This window comes from Ensifer sp. Root1252, from assembly GCF_001425885.1.
Classification (GTDB): Bacteria; Pseudomonadota; Alphaproteobacteria; order Rhizobiales; family Rhizobiaceae; genus Ensifer; species Ensifer canadensis.
Genome location: NZ_LMDT01000006.1, coordinates 24,902 through 49,510, shown reverse-complemented (window position 1 = coordinate 49,510; position 24,609 = coordinate 24,902). Strand labels below are relative to the sequence as shown.

The following is a 24,609-nucleotide window of genomic DNA, read 5'->3' as shown; positions in this document are numbered from 1 at the left end:
AAGGGAATCAAGCGGTAGCCTTCATCTGCGCGATTTCGCGAAGCGCGTTGCTGAGCACTTCGACCGATTGCGCACCCATGACGGCATATTGCCCGTCGAGGATGAAGCAGGGGACGCCGGTGACGCCCATCTCGCGTGCCATGCCGATCTCTTCTTTGACTGCATCCTTGTCGGCATCCGAGTTGAGGAGCGCTGCGATAACGGGCCGGTCGAGGCCGGCCTCAGCGGCGATATCGAGCAGAACAGCCTGATCGCCGACATTGCGGCCGTCCTCGAAGTTCGCCTTGAAGAGCAGGCTGACGACGGCCGATTGCGCCACTTCGCCATTGGTCGCCGCCCAGCGAATGAGCCGGTGCGCGTCGAGCGTATTGGGGCTGATCTTCACCGCATCGAAATCGAAGGCGATGCCATCGGCATTGCCGAGTGCTTTCAACGTCTCATGCGCCTTGTCGACCGCTGCCTGGCCACCGAGCTTGGCGGCAAGATGCTGCTTGTGATCGACGCCTTCAGGCGGAAGGTCGGGATTGAGCTGATAGGGACGCCACTGCACTGCGACCTGCAACTCCGAGGCGACATCGGCGATCGCCTGGTCGAGCCTAGCCTTGCCGAGATAGCACCACGGGCAGACGACGTCGGAGACGATATCGATGCTGACGGTTTGCATGATGTGAGATGCCTTTCCTCTTGGACAAAGCTGCGAGATAAGCCGGTTCCATCGGGCTTTCAATGCGTTCCTGCTGCATGTTTTATCCTTAAATCGCATTCGATTTAAGGATAAAACATGCAGCAATTCAAAGTGCCGCAGCGACCCTGGCGCGTCTGAGAAGACGCGCGGCGCTGTAGAGGGAAGCGACCCTTTTATTGGGCGTTCGCGTCCCACCAGGCGGGCAACTGGTAGCCATAGAGCGGCACGGTGGCCGGCCGGGCAATATGCTTGCGCCGTGCAACCCACTGGGCATCCAAGTGGTAGAGCGGCACGAGGTAGGAATTGTTGACCAGCAACCTGTCATGGGCACGAACGGCCGCGGTGAAATCTTCTGTCGTTCTGGCCTGCAGGATGTTCTCGACCATCCGGTCGACGTCCTTGTCGGCAACGCCGGCAAAGTTGTCGCTTCCTTGGCGATCGCGCGACTGCGAGGTCCAGCGCCCCACCTGCTCGATGCCCGGCGAGAGCGTGGACGGGAAGGACTTGATAATGACGTCGTAGTCGAACGACTGGCTGCGTTGCTGATACTGCGAATCGTCGACCGTGCGCACGGAGGCCTTGATGCCGAGCGGCGCCAGGAAGCGCTGGTAGGCAAGGGCGATCTTCTCCTGGCCGGCATTCTGGCTCATGATTTCGAAGGCAAGCGGTGCGCCCTTGGCGTCGACCATCTTGCCGTCCTTGATCTGATAGCCGGCCTCGCGCAGCAGCGAGACGGCAACGCGCAGCACATTGCGGTCGCGGCCGGAGGCATCCGTCACCGGCAGGCGGTAGGTGCCGTCGAGGATCGCCGGGTTGATCTGTTCGCGCGCATCGCCGATCAGCCCGAGTTCGCGGTCATCGGCTGCCGCGCCTAGGAACGAAAGCGTCGAGTTCTGCCAGTAGCTCTGGGTGCGGGTGTATGCGCTGTCGAACAGGTTCTTGTTGACCCACTCGAAGTCGAAGACGAGCGCCAAGCCTTGGCGGAGCTTGAGGTTGTCGAACATCGGCTTGCGGGTGTTGAAGACGATGCCCAGCATGCCCGAAGGCGTCTTCGGTGTGAACTTCTCCTTGACGACATCGCCAGAGCGCACGGCCGGAAAATCGTAGCCGCGCGCCCATTTTGTGGCGCTGCCTTCCGGGTAGATGTCGATTTCGCCCTTCTTGAAGGCTTCGAAGAGGGAATTTTCCTGCAGGAAATACTCGACGGAGATCTCGTCGTAATTGTCGAATCCGACCTTGGAAGGAAGGTTCTTGGCCCAATAATCCGGGTTGCGGCGATAGACGATCCGTTCGCCCGGCTTGACTTCAGCAACGCGATAGGGGCCCGAGCCAAGCGGGGCCTTGAGCGTTGTCTGGTCGAAGGTCGCCACATCGGTTGCATGTTTCGGCAGAACCGGAGAAAGCCCGAGCAGCAGCGGCAGCTCGCGGTCAGCATCTTCGGTGAAGGTGAAGCGGACGCTGAGGTCGCCGACCTTCTCTAGTTTCGCCACCTTCGCCATTCGGTTGCTGAAGGGAACGCGGCCCTTGTCGCGCATCAGTTCGAAGGTGAAGATGACATCATCAGCCGTTACGGGCTGCCCGTCCGCCCAGCGGGCATCCGGGTTGATGTTAAATTGAATGAACGTCCGGTCGTCGTCCCATTCCACCGTCTGGGCGAGCAAGCCGTACATCGTGAACGGCTCGTCGCGGGAGCGTTGCATCAGCGATTCGTAGACGAGATTGCCGTATTCTGGATCCCACATGCCGCGCGCTGTCGTGCGCATGCTCTTCAGGATGAAGGGATTGACGCTGTCGAAGGTCCCGACCACGCCGTAGGAAATCTTGCCGCCCTTCTTTACATCGGGGTTGACGTAGGGGAAACTTTTGAAGTCCGCGGGCAGGGCAGGCTCGCCGTGCATTGAGATGGCATGCACGGGAGCGGCCGTCGCGGCGCCACCGAATGCGGTTGCGGCCAGCAGGATGGCCAGACCGGAAAGAATTGTGCGCAACGTTATCTCCAGTGAAGTGGCATTAGGCCGATTCCCGGCACGTTACCAATGCCGGTCGACAATTCCAACCGAAGCTATACGCAAATTCCGGCGGGCAAGAGGTCAAAAAAAAGCAAGAAACACTGGATAAACCGCACGAGCCAATGTAACAGGTGTTTCCGGAAACGGGGTCATGCATTTGCCTTATTTGGCCAACAGGACAACGGCGGCTGACGATACTCACCTGCGGAACGAATTGTTCCGTTACCGGATTTCAGGAGACGGAATCACAATGATCTTCAAGTCGAACTTCACCAAACGTGCGGGACTGGCAACGCTGGCGCTTTCTGTAGCAGCTGCGGGCGTTCCGGGCGTTGCATCTGCCCAGCAGGCAGGTGGCAAGCCCCCGCAGGGTTGGTTCAAGGTCTGCACCAAGCAGGAAGACAACGATGTCTGCATCGTTCAGAATCTGCTGACAGCAAACAACGGTCAGCTCGTCACCGCAGTTGGCCTCATCACCGTAACCGGCAAGGTCAACCGCAAGGTCCTGCAGATTTCGGTGCCGTCAGCGCGACTGATCCCGACCGGCGTCCAGATGCAGATCGACGGCGGCAAGCCGGTGAAGCTCGACTACGCCATCTGCATGCCCGACAAGTGCGTGGCTGAAGCCCCGCTGTCCGACCAGCTGATCGCAAGCCTGAAGAAGGGCAACGAGGTGGTCTTCACCTCCGTCAACTTCCAGCGCGCACCGAACCCGATCAAGATGGGTCTCGAAGGCTTTACCGGCATTTTCGACGGCGAGCCGATCGAACAGTCGCAGCTCGAAGAGCGCCAGCGCCTGCTGCAGGAAGAAATGCAGAAGAAGGCTGAAGACGCGCGCAAGAAGCTTGAAGACGCCCAGAAGGCGGCCAAGCAGAACTAAGCGCTTCGGCCCACGCCAGGAATAAAGAAACGCCCGGACGAAATCCGGGCGTTTTTCATTTGGGCGAGGCGGCAGTATCGGCCGCTAGTGGCGGAACGTCATCTTGGGCTTGTAATGCCCGATGTCATCCTTCTCGAACAGGGCGTCGACCTGAGCGTGGCGTATCGGCCGATCGCTCTCGTCGGAAACCAGGTTCTGTTCGGACACGTAGGCGACATACTCGCTGTCGTCGTTTTCGGCGAACAGGTGGTAGAAGGGTTGATCCTTGCTTGGGCGGATCTCCTGCGGGATGGCATTCCACCATTCCTCGGTGTTTGCGTATTCCGGGTCGACGTCGAAGACGACGCCGCGGAACGGGAAAACCCGATGGCGAACCACCTGTCCGATCTCGAATTTCGCGTTTCTCTGTTTCATGACGCAACACATCCTTTCAAGGGATTATCTGGGTTGCCAAACCCAAAACATCAATAGGGTGCCATGCACGGCTTCGTGTACGTCTTCCCTGCCTTCTTACACCTCCGCGGCAGGTTGCCCCTAAAAAACAAGCCGACGGGGTCCCTTGAACCCCGCCGGCTTGCCACGTCGTTTCGGGCCGGGTGCGGCATCCGCCGTCCGACCCGTCGGTCTTAGACCGAGTAGTACATGTCGTACTCAACCGGGTGCGGGGTCATTTCGTAACGCATGACTTCCTGCATCTTCAGTTCGATGAAGGAATCGATCTGATCGTCGTCGAAGACGCCGCCGGCGGTCAGGTACTTGCGATCCTTGTCGAGGCTTTCGAGCGCTTCGCGCAGCGAGCCGCAAACGGTCGGGATCTTCTTCAGTTCCTTCGGCGGCAGGTCATAGAGGTCCTTGTCCATGGCCTTGCCCGGATGCAGCTTGTTCTTGATGCCGTCGAGGCCGGCCATCAGCATCGCTGCGAAGGCGAGGTAGGGGTTGGCGGTCGGATCCGGGAAGCGGACTTCGACGCGCTTGGCCTTCGGGTTGGTGCCGAACGGAATGCGGCACGATGCCGAGCGGTTGCGGGCGGAATAGGCAAGCAGAACCGGGGCTTCGTAGCCGGGGACGAGACGCTTGTAGGAATTCGTCGACGGGTTGGTGAAGGCGTTCAGCGATTTTGCATGCTTGATGATGCCGCCGATGAAGTAGAGGCAGCTTTCCGACAGGCCGGCATATTCGTCGCCTGCGAAGGTCGGCTTGCCGTCCTTCCAGATCGACAGGTGCACGTGCATGCCCGAGCCGTTGTCGCCGAAGATCGGCTTCGGCATGAAGGTTGCGGTCTTGCCATAGGCGTTTGCGACCTGATGCACGACGTACTTGTAGATCTGCATCTTGTCGGCGTTGCGAACCAGAGCATCGAACTTGACGCCGAGTTCGTGCTGCGCAGCGGCCACCTCATGGTGATGCTTTTCGACGGTGACGCCCATTTCGGACAGAACCGTCAGCATTTCGGAGCGCATGTCCTGGCAGCTGTCGATCGGCGGGACCGGGAAATAGCCGCCCTTGACGCGCGGACGGTGGCCGAGGTTGCCGGTCTCGTAGTCGGTGTCGTCGTTGGACGGCAGTTCCGAGGAGTCGAGCTTGAAGCCGGTGTTATAAGGATCGGCCTTGTACTTGACGTCGTCGAAGACGAAGAATTCGGCTTCCGGGCCAACGAAGACGGTGTCGCCGATACCGGAGGCCTTCAGGTAGGCTTCGGCCTTCTTTGCCGTGCCGCGCGGGTCGCGGTTGTAGGCTTCGCCCGAAACCGGATCGAGAATGTCGCAGATGATGACCATCGTCGACTGCGCGAAGAACGGGTCCATATGCGCTGTTTCCGGATCGGGCATCAGCACCATGTCGGACTCGTTGATGGCCTTCCAGCCGCCAATCGAGGAACCGTCGAACATGACGCCGTCGGCGAACATGTCTTCGTCGACGCAGACGACATCCATCGTTACATGCTGCAGCTTGCCCTTGGGGTCGGTAAAGCGCAGGTCGACGAACTTGACGTCGTTGTCCTTGATTTGCTTCAGAATATCGCTTGCAGTCGTCATTGTCAGTAATTCCCTGTGTGAGATGACGAGGTTTGAAAAGTGCAGGGCCGAGTGGCCCCTGAGGATCAGATGGCGTCGAGGCCGGTTTCGCCGGTACGAATTCGGATGACTTCCTCAATGTTGGAAACGAAAATCTTTCCGTCGCCAATCCGGCCGGTTTGTGCAGCATTGCGGATTGCCTCGATGACAGCCTCCGCGTTTTCGTCCGCCAGCACCACTTCGACCTTTACCTTCGGCAGGAAGTCCACGACGTATTCGGCGCCGCGATACAGCTCCGTGTGACCCTTCTGTCGACCGAAGCCCTTTGCTTCCGTGACGGTAATGCCCTGCAGGCCGACTTCCTGAAGGGCTTCCTTCACTTCGTCGAGCTTGAAGGGTTTTATGATCGCTTCGATCTTTTTCATGAGAAAATGTCTCTCCGCTTCTCCCTTTAAAGCAGGATCATGCCCGCTCGCCGCTCAATATGCACGTTGCATGCCAGTTTTTCTGCAAAATGATTGCCGAGGGGCAAAATTTCTTTTGGGTGACGAGCGGTGGCTGCTTTCCATGCCTTTGCCGCCAGGAGGTCTGCCTATTTTTTATAAGTTTTCCACCGGTGTCCTCGGATTTGCGACGATGGTCTGGTCGTGGAAGGCATCAAAGCACGTTATTTAAGCAATAAATATGTGCAGATGCATCAAAGATGAGCAGATAGCATTTTGTGCGTGCCACTTGCCGTTGGCCGGCGCAGAGCGTTAAGTCTGAGGCATGCACTCTTCGCTTCATGACGTGTTGATTACGCCGGCCGAAATGGCGGCTATAGACCTGGCAGCCGCGCAATCGGGGATCGACAGCTTCCTGCTGATGCGCAGCGCCGGGTTGGCAGTGGCTGCCGCAGTGCTCAGGTTGTTTCCGCAGGCACAACGCTATGTCGTGCTGTGCGGCCCCGGCAACAATGGTGGCGACGGCTATGTCGCGGCATCAGCGCTTGCCGAGTGCGGTGCGAACGTTGCCGTTTTCGCCTTCGGCGACCCGGCCGCCGCCCTTTCTGGCGATGCGGACCGTGCACGGCAACTGTGGGATGGCGCGATAGATCCGCTTGCTTCGCTCGTGCCGCATCTTGGAGATGTTGTCGTCGATGCACTCTTCGGCGCAGGGCTCTCGCGCGATCTGCCGGAACAGGTGGTGCAAGTAATTGAAAGGATCAACGCTAAGGGCGTGCCCGTCATTGCCGTCGACCTGCCGAGCGGCGTTGACGGTCGAACCGGGCAAATCCGGGGGGCGGCATTCGCGGCAAGCCACACGATCACCTTCATGGCGAGGAAGCCGGGTCATCTGCTGCTTCCCGGCCGCTCCCTGTCCGGCGCGCTTGACGTAGTCGATATCGGCATACCGGCTCGCATCGTGCAGGCGCAAGGCGGCGGCTGGCGCCTCAACACGCCGGCGCTCTGGTCAGATCAGGCGTCAAGGTTTGACGCGTCGACCCACAAGTTCCGCCGTGGCCATCTGGTTGTCTTCTCGGGAGGAGCTCAGGCGACTGGTGCCGCGCGGCTGTCGGCAGCGGCCGGTCTTGCCGCCGGGGCCGGTCTGGTGACGGTGGCGTCACCGAAATCGGCTCTTGATATCAATGCGGCACAACTGACGGCGGTGATGCTGAGGGAGATCGATGATCGGCAGGACCTGGAGCATTGGTTGCGGGACACAAGGCTCGGCGCTTTTGTTCTCGGGCCCGGGTTCGGCGTTGGCGACCGAGCGTGCGACTTTGCGCTACAACTTTGCGACCGCGCGCTGGTTCTCGATGCGGACGGCATCACGTCGTTTCAGGAGCGCAGGTCAGAATTGTTCGAGCGGCTGGCGGTTGCGGCCGGCAGGGTGGTGATGACTCCGCATGAGGGCGAGTTTGCCAGGCTCTTCCCCGAGATCGCTCGCAACGAAAAGCTGTCGAAGATCGAGAAGGCCCAGGCGGCGGCGCGGATCAGCCACGCCACAATTGTCTACAAGGGAGCCGATACCGTCATCGCGGGGGCGGATGGGAAGGTTGCCGTGAACGCCAACGCCCCGCCGTCACTGGCAACGGCGGGATCCGGCGATGTTCTCGCAGGCATTGTCGGTGCGCATCTGGCGCAGGGCATGCCGGCCTTCGAGGCTGCCGCGGCCGGTGTCTGGCGCCATGGTGCTGCCGGTGCGCGTGCCGGACCGGGGTTGACGGCCGAAACCTTGGTGACGTCGATCCCGCCGCTTGGCTGAAGCGTTCGGCGTTGTAAAAAAAGCCCTCGGTTCGCTGGCGCGAGCCGAGGGCGTACATGTTGGCATTAGCTGATTATTAGCCGCGCGTTCCCTTGGCGATCGGCTCCTGATAGGTGAAGCCCAGATCCCACGGAAAGTAGATCCACGTGTCCTGGCTCACTTCGGTCACGAACGTGTCAACCATCGGCCGGCCCTTGGGCTTGGCGTAAACGGCGGCAAAATGTGCCTTCGGCAGCATGGCTCGAACTTCGGCTGCCGTCTTGCCGGTATCGGTCAGGTCGTCGATGATCAGCACGCCTTCGCCGCCATCCTTGGCAATCTCAGGCGCGATGCCCTTCAGCACCTTCATCTGTCCCTGCGTGTCGTAGTCGTGGTAGGAAGCGATGCACACCGTCTCGATCATGCGGATATTGAGCTCACGGCAGATAATGGCCGCCGGCACGAGTCCGCCGCGCGTGATGCAGACCATGGCACGCCATTCCTGCCCCTGGTCGGCCAGCCGCCAGGCAAGCGCGCGCGCGTCGCGGTGGAACTGATCCCAGGAAACGGGGAAGGCTTTATCGGGCAGGGACATTTCTGGGCTCCGGCTTGTCTGGACGAGGTAAAGGCGAAGCATCCGGCAGATCGGGCAGGCGCTGACGCTTCATCCTGATTTGCCGACATGCAATAGCGGCAATGACGGCCGGTGCGCAAGAGCTTCGCATCCTTCCACATCTGCCGGCTCCTCCCGCCGGCCGTCAGACTTTGGCGCGGGAGGCGGTGATCGTATCGATCATTGCCTGCGCATCGGCAGCGGCCGCCGACAAAGCCTGCGGATCGCGCGCCCGCACGACGATGTCGGTGGAGAAGACCTTGCCGTCGAATTTGGGGTAGGAGCCGATGCTCGTCTCCGGATGGTTCTTCTGCACTTCGGTCAGCGGCGTGCCGATGTCGCCTTCCCCATAGGGCGAGCGGACCGATTGCGAGAGCAACGGCGTACCGGTCTGCAGATCCGGCATGATCGCGTCGAGCATCGCCTGGAACACCTGTGGCACGCCGGCCATCACGTGCACGTTGCCAATGGCAAAGCCCGGTGCGGTGGAGACCGGGTTGGGGATCAATCGGGAACCCTCCGGCATGCGCGCCATGCGCTTGCGCGCGTCCGAGAATTCCATGCCGCGGCGTTCGTACATCGCGCCGAGCAGTGTCATGGCTCGTTCGTCATAGATGCAGTCTACAGCGAAAGCCTTCGAGACCGCGTCGGCCGTGATGTCGTCATGGGTCGGCCCGATCCCACCAGACGTAAAGACGTAGTCATAGCGCTCGCGCACGGCGTTGATGGCGTCGACGATCGAGGCTTCCTCGTCGGGAACGATGCGGACCTCGCGCAGATCGATCCCGACCATCGTCATCATGTCGGCGAGATGGCCGATGTTCTTGTCCTTGGTCCTGCCGGACAGCAGCTCGTCGCCAATGGCGACCATGGCGGCAGTAACGATCTTAGGGCTGCTCATTGGCGATCCTGCTTATGTGAGATGATTGTTCAGTAGCATCAGGTGATTGTTCGAGAATTGAGGACGCTCTGTTGACCGTACGGCTCCTGGCAACCGGACGCATTTTGATAAATCCTGCAGGCGACGGTAATCAAGCGGAATTGCCTGAATCCAAAGGAGCATTTATGGCCAAGGTTCTCGTTCTCTACTATTCGGCATATGGACACATCGAAACGATGGCCAACGCGGTTGCGGAAGGCGCCAAATCGGCAGGTGCCGACGTCGTCGTCAAGCGCGTTCCCGAACTGGTCTCGGAAGACGTTGCCAAGGCATCGTACTACAAGGTGGATCAGGCCGCACCGATCGCAACTATCGACGAACTGGCGGACTATGACGCCATCATCTTTGGCGCCGGCACACGCTACGGCACCGTTGCCTCGCAGATGCGCAACTTCATCGACCAGACCGGGTCTCTCTGGGCGCAGGGCAAGCTGGTCGGCAAGGTAGGCTCGGCCTTCACGTCATCGGCAACGCAGCATGGCGGCCAGGAAACAACCATTCTCGGCTTCATTCCGACCCTGATGCACCACGGCATGGTCGTCGTCGGCCTTCCCTATGCCTTCCAGGGACAGATGGGTCTTGAAGAGATCAAGGGCGGTTCGCCCTACGGCGCTTCGACCATCACCGGCGCTGACGGCGCGCGCCAGCCTTCGGCGGTCGAGCTCGATGCCGCTCGCTATCAGGGTGCGCATGTCGCCAAGATTGCGACGAAGCTGTCAGCCTAAGCCACGGAAAAGACTTGAAAGATCACAAGGAAAGCGGCCCCCGCAAAGGGCCGCTTTTTCGTTGTTGCACGGCCTGTCACATTCTGATTCGCGAAAGTGGCCTATCGGCCTATTCCTGTGTTAATATCCGCCCCGTTCGGCATGAGAATGCCATTGACGAGGAGGAATATTGGGCCGGGCGGTAACGGCCCGCGAAAGGCGGGATTGCCTTTCGGAGTGCAGGGAGAGAAGCATGGCGCGCATCACGTACTCCATCGTTCCCCACGACGGCGGTTGGGCCTACAAGGCAGCCGACGCTTTTTCGGAACCCTTTCCCAGCCGAGAAATGGCGCTGGCGGCCGCCAAGGCCGCAGCGGCTGAACAGCAGGTCGGCGGCGACGACGAGGATATCAGTTTCCAGGACGAAAAAGGCGACTGGCACTTCGAGCATACCGATGGCGGTGACCGACCCGAGGCAACCGTCGAAGACGGTTGACAGACTTTTCGGACAATTTGATCGGTCCGTTCCACGTAAGCTTCTGCAAGAGTATTGCGTCCACTGCATCTGCATAGCGGAGGATTTTCAATGCAACACTACAGCGTTCAGATCTTCACCTGGACCGCCCGCAATGGCGTGCAACAGGTAGGGTCGGCAATTGAAGTCGATGCACTCAACCCTAAGGCGGCAGCGGTTTCCCTGCTTGGCCTGCGGTTAGAGGACAAGGGAGCCTGCACGAAACTGGCGGTCAGGGTCTGGCACGATGATGCTCAGCGGGCCGAATGCGATTGCTTCTACTACCACTAAGCGGCACACCAACTAAAGGCGGACTTACGTAGGGCCATCCGGTGAGCGGGTAGGCGCGCTGTGTTGCGCGTGAAGCACTTTCCGCAACAGCCATCTGGTGCGGGCGGCGGGGATCGAACCCGCACAGCCGAGGCCGAGAGATTTTAAGTCTCTTGCGTCTACCAGTTTCGCCACGCCCGCACTGGGCGTTTTCAGTACCTTGGGCGTTATCGTTTTGGAAGGGCTAACAGCGGATTTTTCGTTGCCCAGTTCATGTGCCCGTGTTGCCCTCACTGGTTTGAAACAACGCCCGCGGAACGCGCGCCGGTGTTCGATGCGCTACATAGGGTTTCGGGCCAGGGCAAATACGCCAAGGGCGTGCGCCCGACCATGGGTGAAAATATCCGGAAATCAGGGCGACCGAGGCCGCCCTTTCCTAAAAATCAGTTGCCGTTGTAAAAAGACTTACCGTTACTCGATGCAGCCCCACGTTTATCCTGTGCCTTTTTTTCCGAGGCTGGAGGTCCATCACGACTTATAGCGTTCATGCGATTCCGGCCATAGGCCAGTTCAAGACCGATGTGGGTCTTGACGGCTGTCTGCTTTTCGACAGGCGCGGACGACACAGCGGCGAAGGCCGAGCCGGCAAACGCGAGCGATGCCACTGCGGCAATGATGATCTTCATTGATAGTCTCCTTGGTTCGAACCCGGCGCACTACGGTTAGCAAACGGGGAACCTTGGCGTAGATCGGCAGGGAGATCAGTGACATACGGCAGATGCCGTATTTCGACCGCGGTCGAGGTGGCGAAACCTAGGAATGGTTACGGCAAGCTTTAGGAGATGTGCGCCGGGGCGTGTTGCAGACCTGCGGCGTCAGTTTAGAAGTTCGTGGCGATGCTGTGGCTGTAAATCCGGCCCTCTTCAGCCTTCTTGGCCGCAAGAGGTACCACGACGATGAAGGCGACGAGAGCGAGAATGAAAGCCGGTCCGGGAAGCGCCACCACAGATTTCCTCGATTTATGATCGTCCCCACTATTTGGGAGTTAGGCTTAATTGAAGCTGAACGGCAGCTGTCGAATGGCTGTCGAGAAACGAAAAATGGCGTCTTCAGAAGTCTTTATTGTTGCGGATCGTCCGAAGGCGAAGCGGTTCTGCATCCAAACTTGATTGTCGCGTTCTTGCTGGCCGATAGCGTGAGCCTCACGGTGAGTTTGGAGCAGCCGGACGACCTCAGCCGCTGCCGGCGCTTTCACCAATTGTTCCTCCCTCAAATGGGTTATTGGGGAAGGGTAGGCCGGGTTCGTACTGTGGATGTTCGCGCCTCGTTCGGCATGTTTTAGGCGTCGCTTTATATTGGGCGCGACCAATTTGCCTTTGAAGCCGGTAGTGCCGATCCACCGGAGGGCGACCTACTTTCCTTAAATCGTATTCGATTTAAGGAAACCTGCAGTAATTCAAAGTGCTACAGCGACCTTGCGCGTCTAATAAGACGCGCGTCGCTTTAGGTACATTTGTAACAGGGGTAAGCCGGGCTCTATGCCGGGGCGCAAGGTTACTCCCGGACGGGAATGCCCGCTTCGCGCGCAGCATCGATGAAGGCTTTGCGGGCGGCCTCTGCCGGTTGCTTGCCCTCGATCACGGCAGCACACGTATCGAGTGCCAGTGTCAGCAGCGCGCTGTCTTCGAGCGGCCAGTCCTCGATCATCGCCCAGGACGCTTCGGTCGTGTTCGTAATGGTCGTGTATTTCTCCGGTCCCTCCAGGGCCAAAGCTACGGGCTTTTCCCAATTTTCGGCCATGTCGATCACCTCGATTTCGATTGATGGCGGCACATAACACAGATCTGGCCGATTCCGCGAGCGGTGCGATGGCTGCCAGCGTCTCTGCGATACCCGGTCGTCTGCACGCGCACATACGCTCTGCATTGCAATTTCGGGCCCGCTGCCGGGCCGTGGATCGGGCTATTTCGACGGCCGCAAAGCGGAAGGCGCTTTGGATCGGGCGGAGTTTATGCGTCCTTTTCCTTCTGGCGCAGACAATAGAAGATCGCGCCAGCAAGCAGTGCTCCAAGGCTATAGGCGAAGAATGCCTGGAAATACGGGCCGCCTGACGCGAAAATGTAGATCGGCGGTGCGATGAACAGCATTATTGCCAAGCCGACAAGGCGAGATGCAAAGACGCCCGTGGAGGAAAGCTTCCTGACAATCCACCCGATCAGCATGCTGGTGAACGCCATGGCGACAGTGGCCCCGAATAGCTCCGCCAAACTGTTTCTCCCTCAACGTGCCTTTCGGTTTCCCGCAGCTTTCTCCGATTCGTTCGGATTTCATAGCTCTTTTCGGGTCGCCCTAAAGCGCAGGACCACAAGCCTCGTCATCGCAACTTACGATGTCAAAGCCGCTCTGGTCCAGGCGAGAGCCCTACTGCATGGTTCCTTAAATCCTATTCGATTTAAGGATAAAAACAGGCAGCAATTCAAAGGGCTACAGCGACCTTAGCGCGTCTTATTTAGACGCGCGGCGCTGTCGTCGGGCAACGTTTGCAGTGCATCCGACAGACCACCGAGATCGGCGATCTCGCGGAAGCGCGGATGGCTGTCGGGTTTGTCGTGATGCTCGAATGCCCAGGTGAGGGCATGCGGCACATAGATGCCCCAACTGCCGGCCTCGAGGGCAGGGACGATGTCGGACTTCAACGAGTTGCCGACCATCAGGCTTTTCGCCGGGCCGTCGCCTTGGCGTGTGAAGATGCGATCGTATGTGGCGGCCGTTTTGTCGCTGACGATTTCGACGGCGTTGAAGTAATCGCCCAATCCAGAGGCGGCGAGCTTGCGCTCCTGGTCGAAGAGGTCGCCCTTGGTAATCATCACCAACCGGAAGGTGCCATGAAGCGTCTCGAGCGTTTCCTTGACATGTGGCAGCGGCTCGACCGGGTGGACCAGCATCTCGCGTCCGGCCGCAAGGATTTCTGCGATCACCGATGACGGGACGCGCCCGTCCGTCACGTCGACAGCGGTCTCCACCATCGACAGCACGAAGCCCTTGATGCCAAAACCGTACAGGCCGAGGTTGCGCTTTTCGGCGGCCAGCAGCCGTGCGGGCAGGCTTTCCGTGTCGGCATGGTCCTTGAGCAGTTCGGCGAAGCGCGCCTCGGTCAGGCGATAGAACTGTTCGTTTTGCCAAAGCGTATCATCGGCATCGAAGCCGATCGTCGTAATCATGTCAGGCATTGTCTCACGGTCCGGCTATCTTGAACGGCTGATCGATCGTCGCTGTCTTGCCGCTGTTGATATCGTTGAAATGGAAGCGCAGCACGTAGTCACCGACCGGAGCCCCGGAAACGTCGATCGTCAGGGTCGAATAGATCTCCTGGTTCTTGAGGTAACCGGTGAAGGTGAAGTCGCCAAATGCCTTCTGCCCGGCAAGGATATCGCCCTTGGGATTGAGGATGTCGAAATCGACGGTGAAGTGCGTTTCCAACTTGCCCTTGGTGGCCGCGTCCTTCCAGGTGAGGCCGACCGGTTCGACGTAGGATACGAGCGCTTCCCCGGTCTTGAAGACGGTCCCGTCCTTGGGCTCGTACATGGCATAGCCAGCCGGTTCCTTGGTGATGAAGACGGCCTTGCCGATGGAGAACGGCAGGGTTTGCGAAAAATCACCGACCGCTTGCCGCAGGAGTTCCCGTGCTTTGGCCGGGTCGCCGGAGGTCGCCAATTGTTCCGCCTTGGTCGCGGCGTCGACGAGCGGCCCGGCCTTTGCCTCGACGCTTATGCAGAGCATGCTTGCGGCGGTTAGCACCGCCAGCAGTGACCGATGTTTCGCCATGACGTTCCCCTTTGTCCCTTGGATGCGACTTTCGGCATTTGCCGCATCGAGTCAAGACGATAGGGCCGGCGCGGCAATGGTCAATGTTTCCAGAAGATCGGCGTCAGAATCACCAGAACGGTCAGCACTTCCAGACGACCCAGCAACATCATCAGCGACAGGAGATAAAGCTCCGGGTCCTGGAGTGTCGAGAAGTTGCCCGCCGGGCCAATGAGACTGCCGAGGCCGGGACCGACATTGGAAAGGCAGGTGATGACCGCTGAGGTCGCGGTTATGAAATCATAGCCGAGCGCGCCCATGCCGAGGCTGCCCAGCACCCACAGCAGGATATAGGTGGTGAAGAACAGGAAGATCGCGCGCTGCGTATCGGCATCAACAGTGTTGTTACCGTAACGTACGGCATAGATCGCATTGGGGTAGATGAGCTTGTTGAGGCCCGAGCGGATGGCGTTGAAGAGCACCACGAAGCGATAGGCCTTGATGCCGCCGGCAGTCGATCCGGAACAGCCGCCCATGAAGGTTGCGATGAAAGCGACCATCACCACGAAGGGACCCCACAGGCTGTAGTCCTCGCTCGCATAGCCGCTGGTCGAAAGGATCGAGGTGATGTTGAAGAAGGAATGTGCAAGCGCCAGGTGAAACTCGACGCCACTGACGAGGCGATGATAGATCGCCACGGCGATCGAGAAGGCCGAGAGATAGCCGAGGAAGACGATGATCTGCGGGTCGCGAAGCGCGTCGAGGCGGCCGCGCACGACAAGCACGATCAGGATCGAGAACGGCAGGCTGCAGAGCGCCATGAAGAAGGTCGCCGTCCAGAGCAGCGGGATACTGCCGAAATAGCCGAATGACGCATCATGCGTCGAGAAACCGCCCGTCGCCACCGTCGACATCGCATGATTGATCGCGTCGAACCGGTTCATGCCCGTCATGTTGTACCCGATCGTGCAGAGAACCGTGATCGAGATATAGATGAGAAGGAATGCGCGGCTGAAGCTTGCGACGCGAGCGAACGGCTTGTCGCTCGTATCGGAGGATTCCATCTTGAAGAACGACATGCCGCCAACCCGGAGATAGGGGATGATGAACAGGCCAAGGACGACGATGCCGATGCCGCCGAGCCAGCACAAGAGCGAGCGCCAGACGAGCAGTCCCGGCGGCGCATCGTCGAGCCCGACGATGACGGTCGATCCGGTTGTCGTGATGGCGGAGACGGATTCGAACAGCGCCTGCGCGAAGTCGAGCTTCAATGAAGACAGCCACAGCGGGATGGCGCCGACGACTGAAAATACCGCCCAGAGCAGGTTGACCAGCAGAAAGCCGAACTTCTTCGAAAACGGCGGCGGTCCCATGCGCGTCGCCATGAACGTCGCTGCCGAAAGGCCGCCGATCATGAAGGCGGATACAGCAAAGATCTGCCAATCGCGATGGCCGTAATAGAGGTCGACCATCGCCGGCACGAGCATCGCCACCGACAGGTAGAGGCCGAGGATCGCTGCGATGTGCACAGCATGCCGGATCAGGGTTGCGTTCAAACGTTCGATTTCCTGGAAATGAAACTACGTGATCTGGCGAGGCGCGAAGCGGTTACATTGTCCACCGCCGGTCGATTCGAGTCAAAGCGATGGCCTCGAGCGCTGCAATGTGCAATAGCGGCTGCCATCGGCAAACTCAATGGATGACCTCACGTGACGAAGCAGGATGTTGACAACGCAACCACGGCGATGCGTGATATTTTTCCGGCCACGCCGCTGCAATTGAACGAACATCTGAGCGCCAGGTACGGCGCCAACATCTTCCTCAAGCGCGAGGACCTTTCGCCGGTTCGCTCCTACAAGATCAGAGGCGCGTTCAATTTCTTCCGCAAGGTGCTTGGTGCCGGCGCGACGGGCAAGACCTTCGTGTGCGCCTCGGCAGGCAACCACGCGCAGGGCTTCGCCTTCGTCTGCCGGCATTTCAGTGTTCCTGGCGTCGTCTTCATGCCGGTGACCACGCCGCAGCAGAAGATTGACAAGACCCGCATGTTCGGCGGCGAGTTCATCACGATCCGCCTTGTCGGCGACATCTTCGACCAATGCTACAAGGCTGCGCGCGAGCATGTGGAAACGATCGATGGCGTCATGGTGCCGCCGTTCGATCATCTCGACATCATCGAAGGGCAGGCGACTGTTGCCGCTGAAATCGCCGAGCAATTGCCCGAGGGCGTCAGGCCCGATCTCGTCGTGCTTCCGGTCGGTGGCGGTGGCCTGTCGGCCGGCGTCACCGGCTATCTGAAGGATGATGTCGCCGCCGACCATTTCGTCTTCTGCGAACCATCAGGCGCGCCGAGCCTCCGGCAGAGCCTCGAGACCGGCAGTCTTGTCACGCTCGACCAAGTCGACAACTTCGTCGATGGCGCAGCTGTCGGGCGGATCGGCGATCTGAATTTTGCGGCTCTTCGCCGCTTCTCTGCCGACCAGGTCATGCTGCTTCCGGAAAACGCGATCTGCATGACGATCATCGACATGTTGAATGTCGAGGGCGTTGTGCTCGAGCCCGCAGGCGCATTGTCGATCACGGCGCTGGACGCGATCGGTCGCGAAAAGCTTGAAGGCAAGACCGTCATCGCCGTCGTCTCCGGCGGCAACTTCGACTTCGAGCGTCTTCCTGACGTCAAGGAGCGGGCGATGCGGCATGCGGGGCTCAAGAAGTATTTCATCCTGCGCATGGCGCAGCGCCCTGGTGCCTTGCGCGACTTCCTCAACCTGCTCGGCGACGAGGACGATATCTCGCGCTTCGAATATTTGAAGAAGTCCGCGCGCAATTTCGGTTCGATCCTCATCGGCATAGAGACCAAGCACGCGGAGAATTTCCCGATCCTGAAGTCGCGGTTCGACGCTGCCGGCCTGCGGTATCAGGACATCACCGAGAACGAGATCCTGTCCAATCTGATCATCTGACGGCTGGTGGGCGGAGACGTAATGGCAGAGGGTCGACATCGACACTTTGGCTTTGACAGCTTTCGCCGTCGCGTCTAAGTCTTGCTCATGGCATCATTTTTCTCAAAACTGTTCGGCCGCTCCGGCTCCACCGAAAACGAGGCTCAAGGCGCATCGGGAAAAACCGAAGCCTATGCAGAGTGCACGATCCGCGCGACACCGATGCGCGAAGGCTCGCAGTTCCGTCTGGCTGGCAGCATCGAGAAGACGATCGCCGAAGGCGACGTGCGGGTGCGCAGCTTCATCCGGGCCGATCTGTTCACGTCCGAACAAGACGCGATCGATGCCGCTTTCCGCAAGGGCCGCCAGATCATCGACCAGACCGGACCGTCGTTGTTTTCTGACGACGCCCCGTCGCGGCAAGTCTGATTGTTGGCGGCAAGCCGCGACGTCCGATTTATAAAAATATTGCAGTGACTTGGCGTCAAGAGCTCGTGTCCATCGTAAGCGCAAGCGGCTCACTCACGTCCAGATTGATGGCTGCTTCAGCATCCGCATTGCCGCTTTTGGCATTTGCTGGTAGCGGCACTTCCGTTCTCCACGCCAGGGGACGTACCCCCGCCTTGCGGGGGCACTCGGCATCACAGCTTGATGCGGAAACGGGCGAATCCTTCTGCGGCTTCACCCGCATCCTCGATCGTCACGCCTTTGACCTGCGACAGGAACTGCCTTGCCTTCGGGCCGCTGTCGAACGTGACGCTGGTGTTCGCGAGTGGCGCGAAGGTCCAGTTGGCATCGGCCGCCGGATTTATGGTTCCCTGGTCAATGATGTAGCGAACCACTACGTCGCGGTTGGTGTCGGGTGCCACGAAGACCACCTTGTCGGCAGCGATATCAGGGAAATGGCCGCCGCCACCGGCGCGGTAGTTGTTCGTCGCGACGACAAATTTCTGCGCCGGGTCAATCGGTTGTCCATTGAAGTTCAGGTTCTTGATACGATTGGCTGACGGGTTGATGGCATTGCCGTCCTTGTCGAACTTCGGCGGCTCGGACAGGTCGATCTGGTAAGTGACGCCGTCGATGACATCGAAGTTGTAGGACGGAAAGTCACCGTTGATCAGGGCTGCATCCGAGGCTCCAGCCTTCACCTGGTTGAAGATGCCTGCGGACATTTCCAGCCAGTTGCGCACCTGCTCGCCGGTGATGACGACGGCCTGGACCGTGTTGGGGTAGAGATAGAGATCGGCGACGTTCTTGATGGCGATGTCGCCGGCCGGAACGTCGGTGTAGTAGTCGGCGCCGCCGCGACCGCCGGCCTTGAATGGAGCCGCAGCGGAGAGCACAGGCAGATCCTTGTGCTCCGTATCCTTCAGCATGTCCTTGATGTACCAGGTCTGCGCCTGGCTGACGATCTGGACAGACGGATCGTCGGCGACCAGGGCGAAGTAGGAATAGAGCGGCACCGCGCTTTTGCCGACCGGCGTGCGAACATAGGCAAGTGTTGCCTCGTGTTCCTTTTGTGCCGCCGCCAGCACTTCCGGCTTTTCGGCGACCTCGGCGATCACCTTCTTGTCCTCGCGCCGGTAGATCGGCCGCGCTTCGCTGGTGGAGCTGATGACGCGCCAGGCGCCGCCTTCGCGTTCGATCAGCAGATCGATCAGGCCGAGATGCGAACCCCAGAACCCGCCCATGACGCCGGGCTTGCCCGAAATCAGCCCCTTGGCATTGTCGACGCCGGCGATTTTGGCGAACTTCGGACCGGGGAAATCGAGATGGCTATGCCCGGTCACGATGGCGTCGATGCCTTCGACCGCGGCCAGCGGAACCGATGCGTTTTCGAGGTTTTCGGCGTAGTCCTGCTGACCGATGCCGGAGTGGGAAAGCGCGATGACGATATCGGCACCTTCCTCGCGCATCTGCGGAACCCAGGCTTGGGCCGCCGTGACGATATCGCGGGCATTGGCCTTGCCCTCAAGGTGCTTTGCGTCCCAGGACATGATCTGCGGAGGCACGAAACCGATGAGCCCGACCCGGATCGCATGCTCGGCGCCGGCACCGTCCTTCACCTTGCGGTCGAGAATGACGTAGGGCTTGAGGAACAGCTGGTCCTGTCGGGCATCGGCGGCGAGCGCGCCCTTGGTCAGATTGGCGCAGACCAGCGGGAAGTTGGCGCCGTTCAGCACCTTGAACATGAAATCAAGGCCATAGTTGAATTCGTGGTTGCCGAGCGTGCCGCAATCGTAGCCAAGCACGTTCATTGCAGCGATAACAGGATGGATGTCACCATCCTTCATGCCACGCTGATAGGCGATGTAGTCGCCCATCGGGTTTCCCTGCAGGAAGTCGCCGTTATCGACGAGGATCGAGTTGGTTGCCTCCGCCCGGATGGCGTCGACGATCGAGGCCGTGCGTGCTAGCCCCAGCGTGTCGTTCGGCTTGTCGCCGTAGTAGTCGTAGGGAAAGACGTGAACGTGCAGGTCGGTCGTTTCCATGATGCGCAGATGCGCCTGGTTGGCGGCAGCACGTGCGGAGAAGGGGTGAAGCATTACCAGCGCCGAGGCGGCGGCGACGCCGGACAGAAGCGAGCGGCGCGAGAGGTGGAACGGGGATGTCGTCGATTGCATGCTTGCCCTCCATTGATGAATGCCATTGCGTGTGCAATCCGCGGTTTCTGATTTGACATGCGAACCACGGTGGGTTGGTCGCGACTATGCCGGAAAGGCAACACTTCGCAAAGCAGTTGATTCTCGCATTGCAATTCCGGTCCGTCTGCAACCGAGCTAAAGTTTTCTTTAAGCTTTCCACCTAACGGTTTGTCTGGCGAAACCGGAACCTTTTCAACAGCATGCCCAACGCCAATCTCATTATTTTCGTCGGCGAAGCACTGGTCTACGTCACGGCGATGATCTGGTTGTTGCAGCTTCGTGCCCGGCTGGGTCTCGGCGTTTTTGTCGCGGCCCTGGGCGTGATGCATTTCATCGAAACCTATCTGGCGGCGGTCTTTTACGTGCAATTGCCGTTCGGGATCGTCTCTCCGGGATCGGTCGTGCTTTTCTCCGGCAAGCTGATGATCATCCTCTTGCTTTACGTGAAGGAGGATGCCGCGACCGTCCGTCAGCCGATCTATGGTCTGCTCGCGGGAAACTTGCTCACGGTCATCCTCAGCCTGCTGCTGCGCCAGCACGAGACTGTTTCGATTGTTCCGGGCCGTTCGGCCGACATCGCCTTCATCGATGAAATGGGCGGGCTGATGGTGTGGGGGACGTTGGTTCTCTACCTCGATACGCTCCTGATCATCCTGCTCTACGAGCGTCTCGGCAAATGGTTGCGCCGCTTCGTAACCGTCCGCTTCCTGATCTGCGGTGTCGTGATCCTGAGCTTCGATCAATTGGCATTTTACGCGGCTCTGCACTGGCTGAACGATGCGCCTATGGAGGTGCTGTGGGGCGGATGGATCGCGAAAATGCTGGCCGCGACTTTCTACGCCATCGCTATCGGCCTCTATCTCAATGTTTCGCGCCATCCGTTCCTGGCGATGTCGGACCGGCCTCTCGGCGACATCTTCAACGACCTGACTTTCCGCGAACGCTATGAAGACCTGCTTTCACGGTCCGGCCAGGACACGCTGACGGGATGTCTCGACCGCAGCCGCTTCGATATCGAAGGGCCGCAGATGCTGCGCGCTGCCGTAGCCTCAAAAGCTGCGGTCAGTCTGTTGATCATCGACGTCGATCACTTCAAGGGCGTCAACGATCGCTTCGGCCACCAGGAGGGTGACCGCATCCTGCAGAAGCTTGTGGAAGTGATGAAAGCACGCTTGCGCCAGGGAGATCGGCTCTTTCGTTATGGCGGTGAAGAGTTCGTCGTGCTGTGCCCGGGATTGTCGCATGCCGATGCGCTGAGGCATGCCGAGACCATCCGGCTAGCGGTGTCCGCTGGTGTTTTCACCCCCGATGGCAAAGCCGTGACCGTCAGCATCGGATTGTCGTCCACGCCTGACGATGGTGTCGCGATTGCGCATCTGCTGTCTGAGGCTGATCTCAGGCTCTATTCAGCGAAAGCGCGTGGTCGCGATTGCGTCGTCGGCCGCTAACGCTATCGCAGCTCGTTATATGCCGACGTTCGGCCGGTCGATCACTTCCCGCAAGGAAAAGCTCGAGTTGATCTTGACCACATGGGGCAGGGCGGAAAGCCAGTCTCGGTGGATGCGTTCGTAGTCCTGCAGGTCCTTGGCCGCGACCCGCAGAATGTAGTCGTATTCGCCCGACATCAGGTAACAGACGAGAACATTGGGGCAGAGCTTTACCGCTGCCTCGAACTCGGCCAGCGTCTTGGCGAACTGCCCGGACAGGGAAATATGCACGATCACCATGATCTGGTAGTCGAGCGCCTTGTGGGCGAGGCGGGCGTGGTAGCCGCTGATGGTGCCTGATTTCTCCAGGATATCGACCCGGCGCGAACAGGCCGATGGCGACAGCCCTACCTTGGCCGCCAGATCGGCGTTCGAAATCCTGCCGTTCTGCTGAAGAATGCGCAGAATCGCATGATCGATGGCATCAAGTTCACTCATTCGCGATTTCCACCAATAGCTCGGACAATGACGCAATATTCTTCGAAATTGATGCCTCCGCGGAGACATCTTTGCAAGGACATTCGTTTCGCCGCGTGTTTTGCTGAGGGCGTGTCAATGAGGCAAAATTGCCCACAACAGGAGAGGAACGCGCGATGCGTGTCGGTTGCCCGAAGGAAATCAAAAACCATGAATACCGAGTCGGCCTGACCCCCGGGTCGGTACGTGAATATGTCGCTCACGGCCACGAGGTTATCATTGAAACCAAGGCAGGAGCGGGGATCGGCGCGGATGACGATACCTACCGTGCCGCTGGCGCGAAGATAGTCGCGACGGCAAAGGATGTGTTCGAAAAATCGGACATGATCGTCAAGGTCAAGGAGCCGCAGCCTTCCGAATGGGCACAGCTGCGCGAGGGCCAAATTCTCTATACCTACCTGCATCTCGCGCCGGATCCGGAACAGACCAAGGGTCTGCTCAATTCGGGCGTCACGGCCATCGCCTATGAAACCGTCACGGACGAGCGCGGCGGCTTGCCGCTTCTGGCGCCGATGTCGGAAGTCGCGGGTCGCCTGGCCATTCAGGCCGGTGCGACATCGCTGCAGAAGGCCAACGGTGGCCGCGGCATTCTGCTCGGCGGTGTGCCCGGTGTGCTTCCCGCCAAGGTCGCGATTATCGGCGGCGGCGTCGTCGGCCTCCATGCCGCCAGAATGGCAGCTGGACTTGGCGCTGATGTCAGCATCCTCGATCGCTCTATTCCTCGTCTGCGCCAGCTCGACGACATCTTCGGCGGTCGTATACACACGCGCTACTCCACCATCGATGCCCTCGAGGATGAGGTTTTCTCTGCCGATCTGGTCATCGGAGCCGTTCTCATTCCAGGCGCTGCCGCACCTAAGCTTGTGACGCGGGAAATGCTGACCGGGATGAAGAAGGGTGCCGTCATCGTCGATGTCGCCATCGACCAGGGCGGCTGCTTCGAGACATCGCACGCGACCACCCATTCGGACCCGACTTACGAGGTCGACGGGATCGTCCACTATTGCGTCGCGAATATGCCTGGCGCCGTCCCGGTGACTTCAGCCCATGCGCTCAACAACGCCACGCTGCACTACGGTCTGCAACTGGCTGATCGTGGTCTGAAGGCAGTCGCGGAAGATCGGCACCTGCGTGCCGGTCTCAACGTTCACCGCGGACGGGTGACCAACGCCCCCGTTGCCGAGGCACTCGGTTACGACGCCTACGCGCCGGAAGCGGTGCTCAACGTCGCCTGAACCCTAACGAAGTCGGTCCGGCCATGGCCGGACCGACGCTTCAGGGGCGCTCTATCCTGCATTGATAACAATTGTTCTTGGCCGATCGGACATGCACACTTGCGACCTCAGGCATGGAGAGCAGAGCTTCAGCGCGAGATTCGAGCTGCTCGGCGGGAACCACGCCGCCGGTCCCATAGATGATGCGCTCATTGCTGCCGTAGCCGCGCAGCAGATAGTCTTTGCTCGACGTCAGGATGGGCGGCCGAACTTCGTCGCTATATGCCGGGCATTCGTCGGCATGCATGAAAACCGGACCGGTCTCGGCATAGGGCTGCAGCGACGTAAAAGGCCGCAGCGCGAAGATCAGATAGGTGTCGCCGGCATCGACGTTGCCAAGGCAATGCCGACAGGGAACGCCGTCGCCATCGGATATCTGGCGTTCCGGCGGGTTGCCATAAGCATCGTTGCCACCCTGTCTTAGGCGCTCGGCCTGATCGGTGGACATCGGTATGTAGCGCAGGGCCATCGTGCATCTCCAGATCAATAGGGATCATTTGATGCGCACTGTGCCCCGCCTGGTGCGGCGGCGACACCCGAAACTTGCGGCCGTGCGGACGTCAGAGATTCTTAGCGAAGGCCAGCAGTTCTTCGTCCGTCAGCGGCTCGATGGTCGCTTCGCGGGTGGCGACGGGCGAGAAGCCGAATTGCTGATAGAGCTGGAGCGCCCGTGGGTGGTCGAGATTGTTGGTCGTGACCGTAACCTTGCTCGGGTTCAAGGTCCACGCAGCAAACAGCGTTTGCAGCAGGAACCATTTGCCGAGGCCAAGCCCGAGCGCGTGCTCCATCAAGCCGAAATGCGTCAGCTCGACGACGTTGTCATCGGCCTGGTGAAGCTCGAAGAAGCCGGCAGGTGCGCCGTTGACATAGAGCACGGTAACGCTCGTGCGTTTGTCGGCGAGTAGCGCAGCCAGCTTTTCGTCGCTCATGCGGATACGATCGGCCCAGTGCCAGCGTTTGCCAACCCGCAGATAGAGGAACCGATAGTAATTCAGCGGGATGTCGGACACGCGCAGGATTGCCGTCTGGATGTTGACCGGCATCGGCAAGCTCTGCTTGGGCGGTGCCGTCATTTCCAGTTCGGTGACGTGGGCAGTCAGTGAGGCGAGCTTGGGAGGGCGCATGAT

The 24,609-nt window shown here is 59.7% G+C and carries 28 protein-coding genes and 1 tRNA gene; 9 read left to right on the top strand and 20 right to left on the bottom strand.

All coding sequences use genetic code 11. The annotated features are described in order from the left end of the window. Window positions 1-7 precede the first annotated feature (7 nt). Window positions 8-664 (bottom strand): DsbA family oxidoreductase, encoded by a 657-nt coding sequence (locus tag ASD02_RS08310; RefSeq protein WP_025427011.1) that lies wholly within the window; start codon window positions 662-664, stop codon window positions 8-10. Window positions 665-858: 194 nt separating this feature from the next. Next, the gene (locus tag ASD02_RS08305) at window positions 859-2,673 is read right to left on the bottom strand and encodes an extracellular solute-binding protein (RefSeq protein WP_082555496.1); all 1,815 of its coding nucleotides are present in this window, start codon (window positions 2,671-2,673) and stop codon (window positions 859-861) included. 271 nt (window positions 2,674-2,944) lie between these two features. Between ASD02_RS08305 and ASD02_RS08300 the strand changes: the two genes are divergently transcribed. Next, window positions 2,945-3,574 (top strand): invasion associated locus B family protein, encoded by a 630-nt coding sequence (locus ASD02_RS08300; protein ID WP_057209395.1) that lies wholly within the window; start codon window positions 2,945-2,947, stop codon window positions 3,572-3,574. Between the two features lie 84 nt (window positions 3,575-3,658). Here the strand turns inward: ASD02_RS08300 and hspQ are convergent, their stop codons facing one another. The 3 genes from hspQ to ASD02_RS08285 form a co-directional block, all read right to left on the bottom strand. Continuing rightward, window positions 3,659-3,988, bottom strand: coding sequence for a heat shock protein HspQ (hspQ, locus tag ASD02_RS08295; protein ID WP_057220529.1), 330 nt, complete (start codon window positions 3,986-3,988; stop codon window positions 3,659-3,661). Window positions 3,989-4,200: 212 nt separating this feature from the next. Next, the gene (gene glnA / locus ASD02_RS08290) at window positions 4,201-5,610 is read right to left on the bottom strand and encodes a type I glutamate--ammonia ligase (protein WP_025427015.1); all 1,410 of its coding nucleotides are present in this window, start codon (window positions 5,608-5,610) and stop codon (window positions 4,201-4,203) included. A gap of 65 nt (window positions 5,611-5,675) precedes the next feature. Further along, window positions 5,676-6,014, bottom strand: coding sequence for a P-II family nitrogen regulator (locus ASD02_RS08285; protein WP_025427016.1), 339 nt, complete (start codon window positions 6,012-6,014; stop codon window positions 5,676-5,678). Between the two features lie 343 nt (window positions 6,015-6,357). On the opposite strand from ASD02_RS08285, the gene ASD02_RS08280 reads away from it, so the two are divergent. Then, window positions 6,358-7,836, top strand: a complete 1,479-nt coding sequence (locus tag ASD02_RS08280; RefSeq protein WP_057220528.1) for a bifunctional ADP-dependent NAD(P)H-hydrate dehydratase/NAD(P)H-hydrate epimerase — start codon at window positions 6,358-6,360, stop codon at window positions 7,834-7,836. Between the two features lie 76 nt (window positions 7,837-7,912). On the opposite strand, the gene gpt is transcribed toward ASD02_RS08280, so the two are convergent. After that, entirely contained in the window at window positions 7,913-8,410 is a 498-nt protein-coding gene (gpt, locus tag ASD02_RS08275; RefSeq protein ID WP_025427018.1) for a xanthine phosphoribosyltransferase, read from the bottom strand. 163 nt (window positions 8,411-8,573) lie between these two features. After that, window positions 8,574-9,329, bottom strand: coding sequence for a competence/damage-inducible protein A (locus ASD02_RS08270; protein ID WP_057220527.1), 756 nt, complete (start codon window positions 9,327-9,329; stop codon window positions 8,574-8,576). 164 nt (window positions 9,330-9,493) lie between these two features. Between ASD02_RS08270 and wrbA the strand changes: the two genes are divergently transcribed. The 3 genes from wrbA (at window position 9,494) to ASD02_RS08255 (ending at window position 10,877) form a co-directional block, all read left to right on the top strand. After that, complete coding sequence (wrbA, locus tag ASD02_RS08265) at window positions 9,494-10,093, top strand: NAD(P)H:quinone oxidoreductase (RefSeq protein ID WP_025427020.1); 600 nt, start codon at window positions 9,494-9,496, stop codon at window positions 10,091-10,093. A 232-nt stretch (window positions 10,094-10,325) separates the two neighbouring features. Then, window positions 10,326-10,568, top strand: a complete 243-nt coding sequence (locus tag ASD02_RS08260; protein ID WP_025427021.1) for a DUF2188 domain-containing protein — start codon at window positions 10,326-10,328, stop codon at window positions 10,566-10,568. Window positions 10,569-10,658: 90 nt separating this feature from the next. Beyond that, window positions 10,659-10,877 (top strand): hypothetical protein, encoded by a 219-nt coding sequence (locus ASD02_RS08255; RefSeq protein WP_025427022.1) that lies wholly within the window; start codon window positions 10,659-10,661, stop codon window positions 10,875-10,877. Window positions 10,878-10,972: 95 nt separating this feature from the next. Here the strand turns inward: ASD02_RS08255 and ASD02_RS08250 are convergent. The 9 genes from ASD02_RS08250 to ASD02_RS08215 form a co-directional block, all read right to left on the bottom strand. Continuing rightward, window positions 10,973-11,057 (bottom strand) — tRNA-Leu (locus ASD02_RS08250). A gap of 242 nt (window positions 11,058-11,299) precedes the next feature. Continuing rightward, window positions 11,300-11,542: a hypothetical protein gene (locus ASD02_RS08245; RefSeq protein WP_025427023.1), complete on the bottom strand. Its 243-nt coding sequence runs from the start codon at window positions 11,540-11,542 to the stop codon at window positions 11,300-11,302. Between the two features lie 194 nt (window positions 11,543-11,736). Beyond that, on the bottom strand, window positions 11,737-11,859 hold the full coding sequence (locus tag ASD02_RS40360) for a hypothetical protein (protein ID WP_255569942.1): 123 nt from the start codon (window positions 11,857-11,859) through the stop codon (window positions 11,737-11,739). Window positions 11,860-11,907: 48 nt separating this feature from the next. After that, entirely contained in the window at window positions 11,908-12,114 is a 207-nt protein-coding gene (locus tag ASD02_RS08240; RefSeq protein WP_025427024.1) for a hypothetical protein, read from the bottom strand. A gap of 296 nt (window positions 12,115-12,410) precedes the next feature. Continuing rightward, entirely contained in the window at window positions 12,411-12,656 is a 246-nt protein-coding gene (locus tag ASD02_RS08235; protein ID WP_025427025.1) for a DUF982 domain-containing protein, read from the bottom strand. A gap of 209 nt (window positions 12,657-12,865) precedes the next feature. After that, the gene (locus ASD02_RS08230) at window positions 12,866-13,123 is read right to left on the bottom strand and encodes a hypothetical protein (protein ID WP_025427026.1); all 258 of its coding nucleotides are present in this window, start codon (window positions 13,121-13,123) and stop codon (window positions 12,866-12,868) included. A 228-nt stretch (window positions 13,124-13,351) separates the two neighbouring features. Further along, entirely contained in the window at window positions 13,352-14,086 is a 735-nt protein-coding gene (locus ASD02_RS08225) for an HAD family hydrolase (protein WP_057220526.1), read from the bottom strand. A gap of 4 nt (window positions 14,087-14,090) precedes the next feature. Next, a complete protein-coding gene (locus ASD02_RS08220; protein WP_025427028.1) occupies window positions 14,091-14,681 on the bottom strand; it encodes a hypothetical protein in 591 nt (196 codons plus the stop codon). 80 nt (window positions 14,682-14,761) lie between these two features. After that, window positions 14,762-16,216, bottom strand: coding sequence for a TrkH family potassium uptake protein (locus ASD02_RS08215; RefSeq protein ID WP_025427029.1), 1,455 nt, complete (start codon window positions 16,214-16,216; stop codon window positions 14,762-14,764). Window positions 16,217-16,369: 153 nt separating this feature from the next. Here ASD02_RS08215 and ilvA point away from each other — a divergent pair, with 153 nt between their 5' ends. Together ilvA and ASD02_RS08205 are read left to right on the top strand one after the other, a co-directional pair. Then, entirely contained in the window at window positions 16,370-17,620 is a 1,251-nt protein-coding gene (ilvA, locus tag ASD02_RS08210) for a threonine ammonia-lyase (RefSeq protein WP_025427030.1), read from the top strand. A gap of 87 nt (window positions 17,621-17,707) precedes the next feature. Continuing rightward, window positions 17,708-18,028 carry an HlyU family transcriptional regulator gene (locus ASD02_RS08205; RefSeq protein WP_025427031.1) on the top strand — a complete coding sequence of 107 codons (321 nt, stop codon included), beginning with the start codon at window positions 17,708-17,710 and terminating at the stop codon, window positions 18,026-18,028. 212 nt (window positions 18,029-18,240) lie between these two features. Here the strand turns inward: ASD02_RS08205 and ASD02_RS08200 are convergent, their stop codons facing one another. Next, window positions 18,241-20,223: a bifunctional 2',3'-cyclic-nucleotide 2'-phosphodiesterase/3'-nucleotidase gene (locus ASD02_RS08200; RefSeq protein WP_025427032.1), complete on the bottom strand. Its 1,983-nt coding sequence runs from the start codon at window positions 20,221-20,223 to the stop codon at window positions 18,241-18,243. Window positions 20,224-20,444: 221 nt separating this feature from the next. Here ASD02_RS08200 and ASD02_RS08195 point away from each other — a divergent pair, with 221 nt between their 5' ends. Continuing rightward, the gene (locus ASD02_RS08195) at window positions 20,445-21,692 is read left to right on the top strand and encodes a GGDEF domain-containing protein (RefSeq protein ID WP_025427033.1); all 1,248 of its coding nucleotides are present in this window, start codon (window positions 20,445-20,447) and stop codon (window positions 21,690-21,692) included. Window positions 21,693-21,707: 15 nt separating this feature from the next. Here the strand turns inward: ASD02_RS08195 and ASD02_RS08190 are convergent, their stop codons facing one another. Then, window positions 21,708-22,169, bottom strand: coding sequence for an Lrp/AsnC family transcriptional regulator (locus ASD02_RS08190; RefSeq protein WP_025427034.1), 462 nt, complete (start codon window positions 22,167-22,169; stop codon window positions 21,708-21,710). A 155-nt stretch (window positions 22,170-22,324) separates the two neighbouring features. Here ASD02_RS08190 and ald point away from each other — a divergent pair, with 155 nt between their 5' ends. After that, window positions 22,325-23,443 carry an alanine dehydrogenase gene (gene ald / locus ASD02_RS08185; RefSeq protein WP_025427035.1) on the top strand — a complete coding sequence of 373 codons (1,119 nt, stop codon included), beginning with the start codon at window positions 22,325-22,327 and terminating at the stop codon, window positions 23,441-23,443. Between the two features lie 40 nt (window positions 23,444-23,483). Here the strand turns inward: ald and ASD02_RS08180 are convergent, their stop codons facing one another. Both ASD02_RS08180 and ASD02_RS38040 read right to left on the bottom strand, forming a co-directional pair. Next, a complete protein-coding gene (locus tag ASD02_RS08180; protein WP_025427036.1) occupies window positions 23,484-23,951 on the bottom strand; it encodes a DUF1203 domain-containing protein in 468 nt (155 codons plus the stop codon). Window positions 23,952-24,042: 91 nt separating this feature from the next. Then, window positions 24,043-24,606 carry a GNAT family N-acetyltransferase gene (locus ASD02_RS38040; protein WP_025427037.1) on the bottom strand — a complete coding sequence of 188 codons (564 nt, stop codon included), beginning with the start codon at window positions 24,604-24,606 and terminating at the stop codon, window positions 24,043-24,045. Window positions 24,607-24,609: the final 3 nt, after the last annotated feature.

Bases quoted from the DNA above. Each gene is read 5' to 3' on its own strand.
- ASD02_RS08310 (WP_025427011.1), bottom strand. From the start codon at position 664: ATGCAAACCGTCAGCATCGATATCGTCTCCGACGTCGTCTGCCCGTGG.
- ASD02_RS08300 (WP_057209395.1), top strand. From the start codon at position 2,945: ATGATCTTCAAGTCGAACTTCACCAAACGTGCGGGACTGGCAACGCTG.
- hspQ (WP_057220529.1), bottom strand. From the start codon at position 3,988: ATGAAACAGAGAAACGCGAAATTCGAGATCGGACAGGTGGTTCGCCAT.
- glnA (WP_025427015.1), bottom strand. From the start codon at position 5,610: ATGACGACTGCAAGCGATATTCTGAAGCAAATCAAGGACAACGACGTC.
- ASD02_RS08285 (WP_025427016.1), bottom strand. From the start codon at position 6,014: ATGAAAAAGATCGAAGCGATCATAAAACCCTTCAAGCTCGACGAAGTG.
- ASD02_RS08280 (WP_057220528.1), top strand. From the start codon at position 6,358: ATGCACTCTTCGCTTCATGACGTGTTGATTACGCCGGCCGAAATGGCG.
- gpt (WP_025427018.1), bottom strand. From the start codon at position 8,410: ATGTCCCTGCCCGATAAAGCCTTCCCCGTTTCCTGGGATCAGTTCCAC.
- ASD02_RS08270 (WP_057220527.1), bottom strand. From the start codon at position 9,329: ATGAGCAGCCCTAAGATCGTTACTGCCGCCATGGTCGCCATTGGCGAC.
- wrbA (WP_025427020.1), top strand. From the start codon at position 9,494: ATGGCCAAGGTTCTCGTTCTCTACTATTCGGCATATGGACACATCGAA.
- ASD02_RS08260 (WP_025427021.1), top strand. From the start codon at position 10,326: ATGGCGCGCATCACGTACTCCATCGTTCCCCACGACGGCGGTTGGGCC.
- ASD02_RS08255 (WP_025427022.1), top strand. From the start codon at position 10,659: ATGCAACACTACAGCGTTCAGATCTTCACCTGGACCGCCCGCAATGGC.
- ASD02_RS08245 (WP_025427023.1), bottom strand. From the start codon at position 11,542: ATGAAGATCATCATTGCCGCAGTGGCATCGCTCGCGTTTGCCGGCTCG.
- ASD02_RS08235 (WP_025427025.1), bottom strand. From the start codon at position 12,656: ATGGCCGAAAATTGGGAAAAGCCCGTAGCTTTGGCCCTGGAGGGACCG.
- ASD02_RS08225 (WP_057220526.1), bottom strand. From the start codon at position 14,086: ATGCCTGACATGATTACGACGATCGGCTTCGATGCCGATGATACGCTT.
- ASD02_RS08220 (WP_025427028.1), bottom strand. From the start codon at position 14,681: ATGGCGAAACATCGGTCACTGCTGGCGGTGCTAACCGCCGCAAGCATG.
- ASD02_RS08205 (WP_025427031.1), top strand. From the start codon at position 17,708: ATGGCATCATTTTTCTCAAAACTGTTCGGCCGCTCCGGCTCCACCGAA.
- ASD02_RS08200 (WP_025427032.1), bottom strand. From the start codon at position 20,223: ATGCAATCGACGACATCCCCGTTCCACCTCTCGCGCCGCTCGCTTCTG.
- ASD02_RS08195 (WP_025427033.1), top strand. From the start codon at position 20,445: ATGCCCAACGCCAATCTCATTATTTTCGTCGGCGAAGCACTGGTCTAC.
- ASD02_RS08190 (WP_025427034.1), bottom strand. From the start codon at position 22,169: ATGAGTGAACTTGATGCCATCGATCATGCGATTCTGCGCATTCTTCAG.
- ald (WP_025427035.1), top strand. From the start codon at position 22,325: ATGCGTGTCGGTTGCCCGAAGGAAATCAAAAACCATGAATACCGAGTC.
- ASD02_RS08180 (WP_025427036.1), bottom strand. From the start codon at position 23,951: ATGGCCCTGCGCTACATACCGATGTCCACCGATCAGGCCGAGCGCCTA.
- ASD02_RS38040 (WP_025427037.1), bottom strand. From the start codon at position 24,606: ATGCGCCCTCCCAAGCTCGCCTCACTGACTGCCCACGTCACCGAACTG.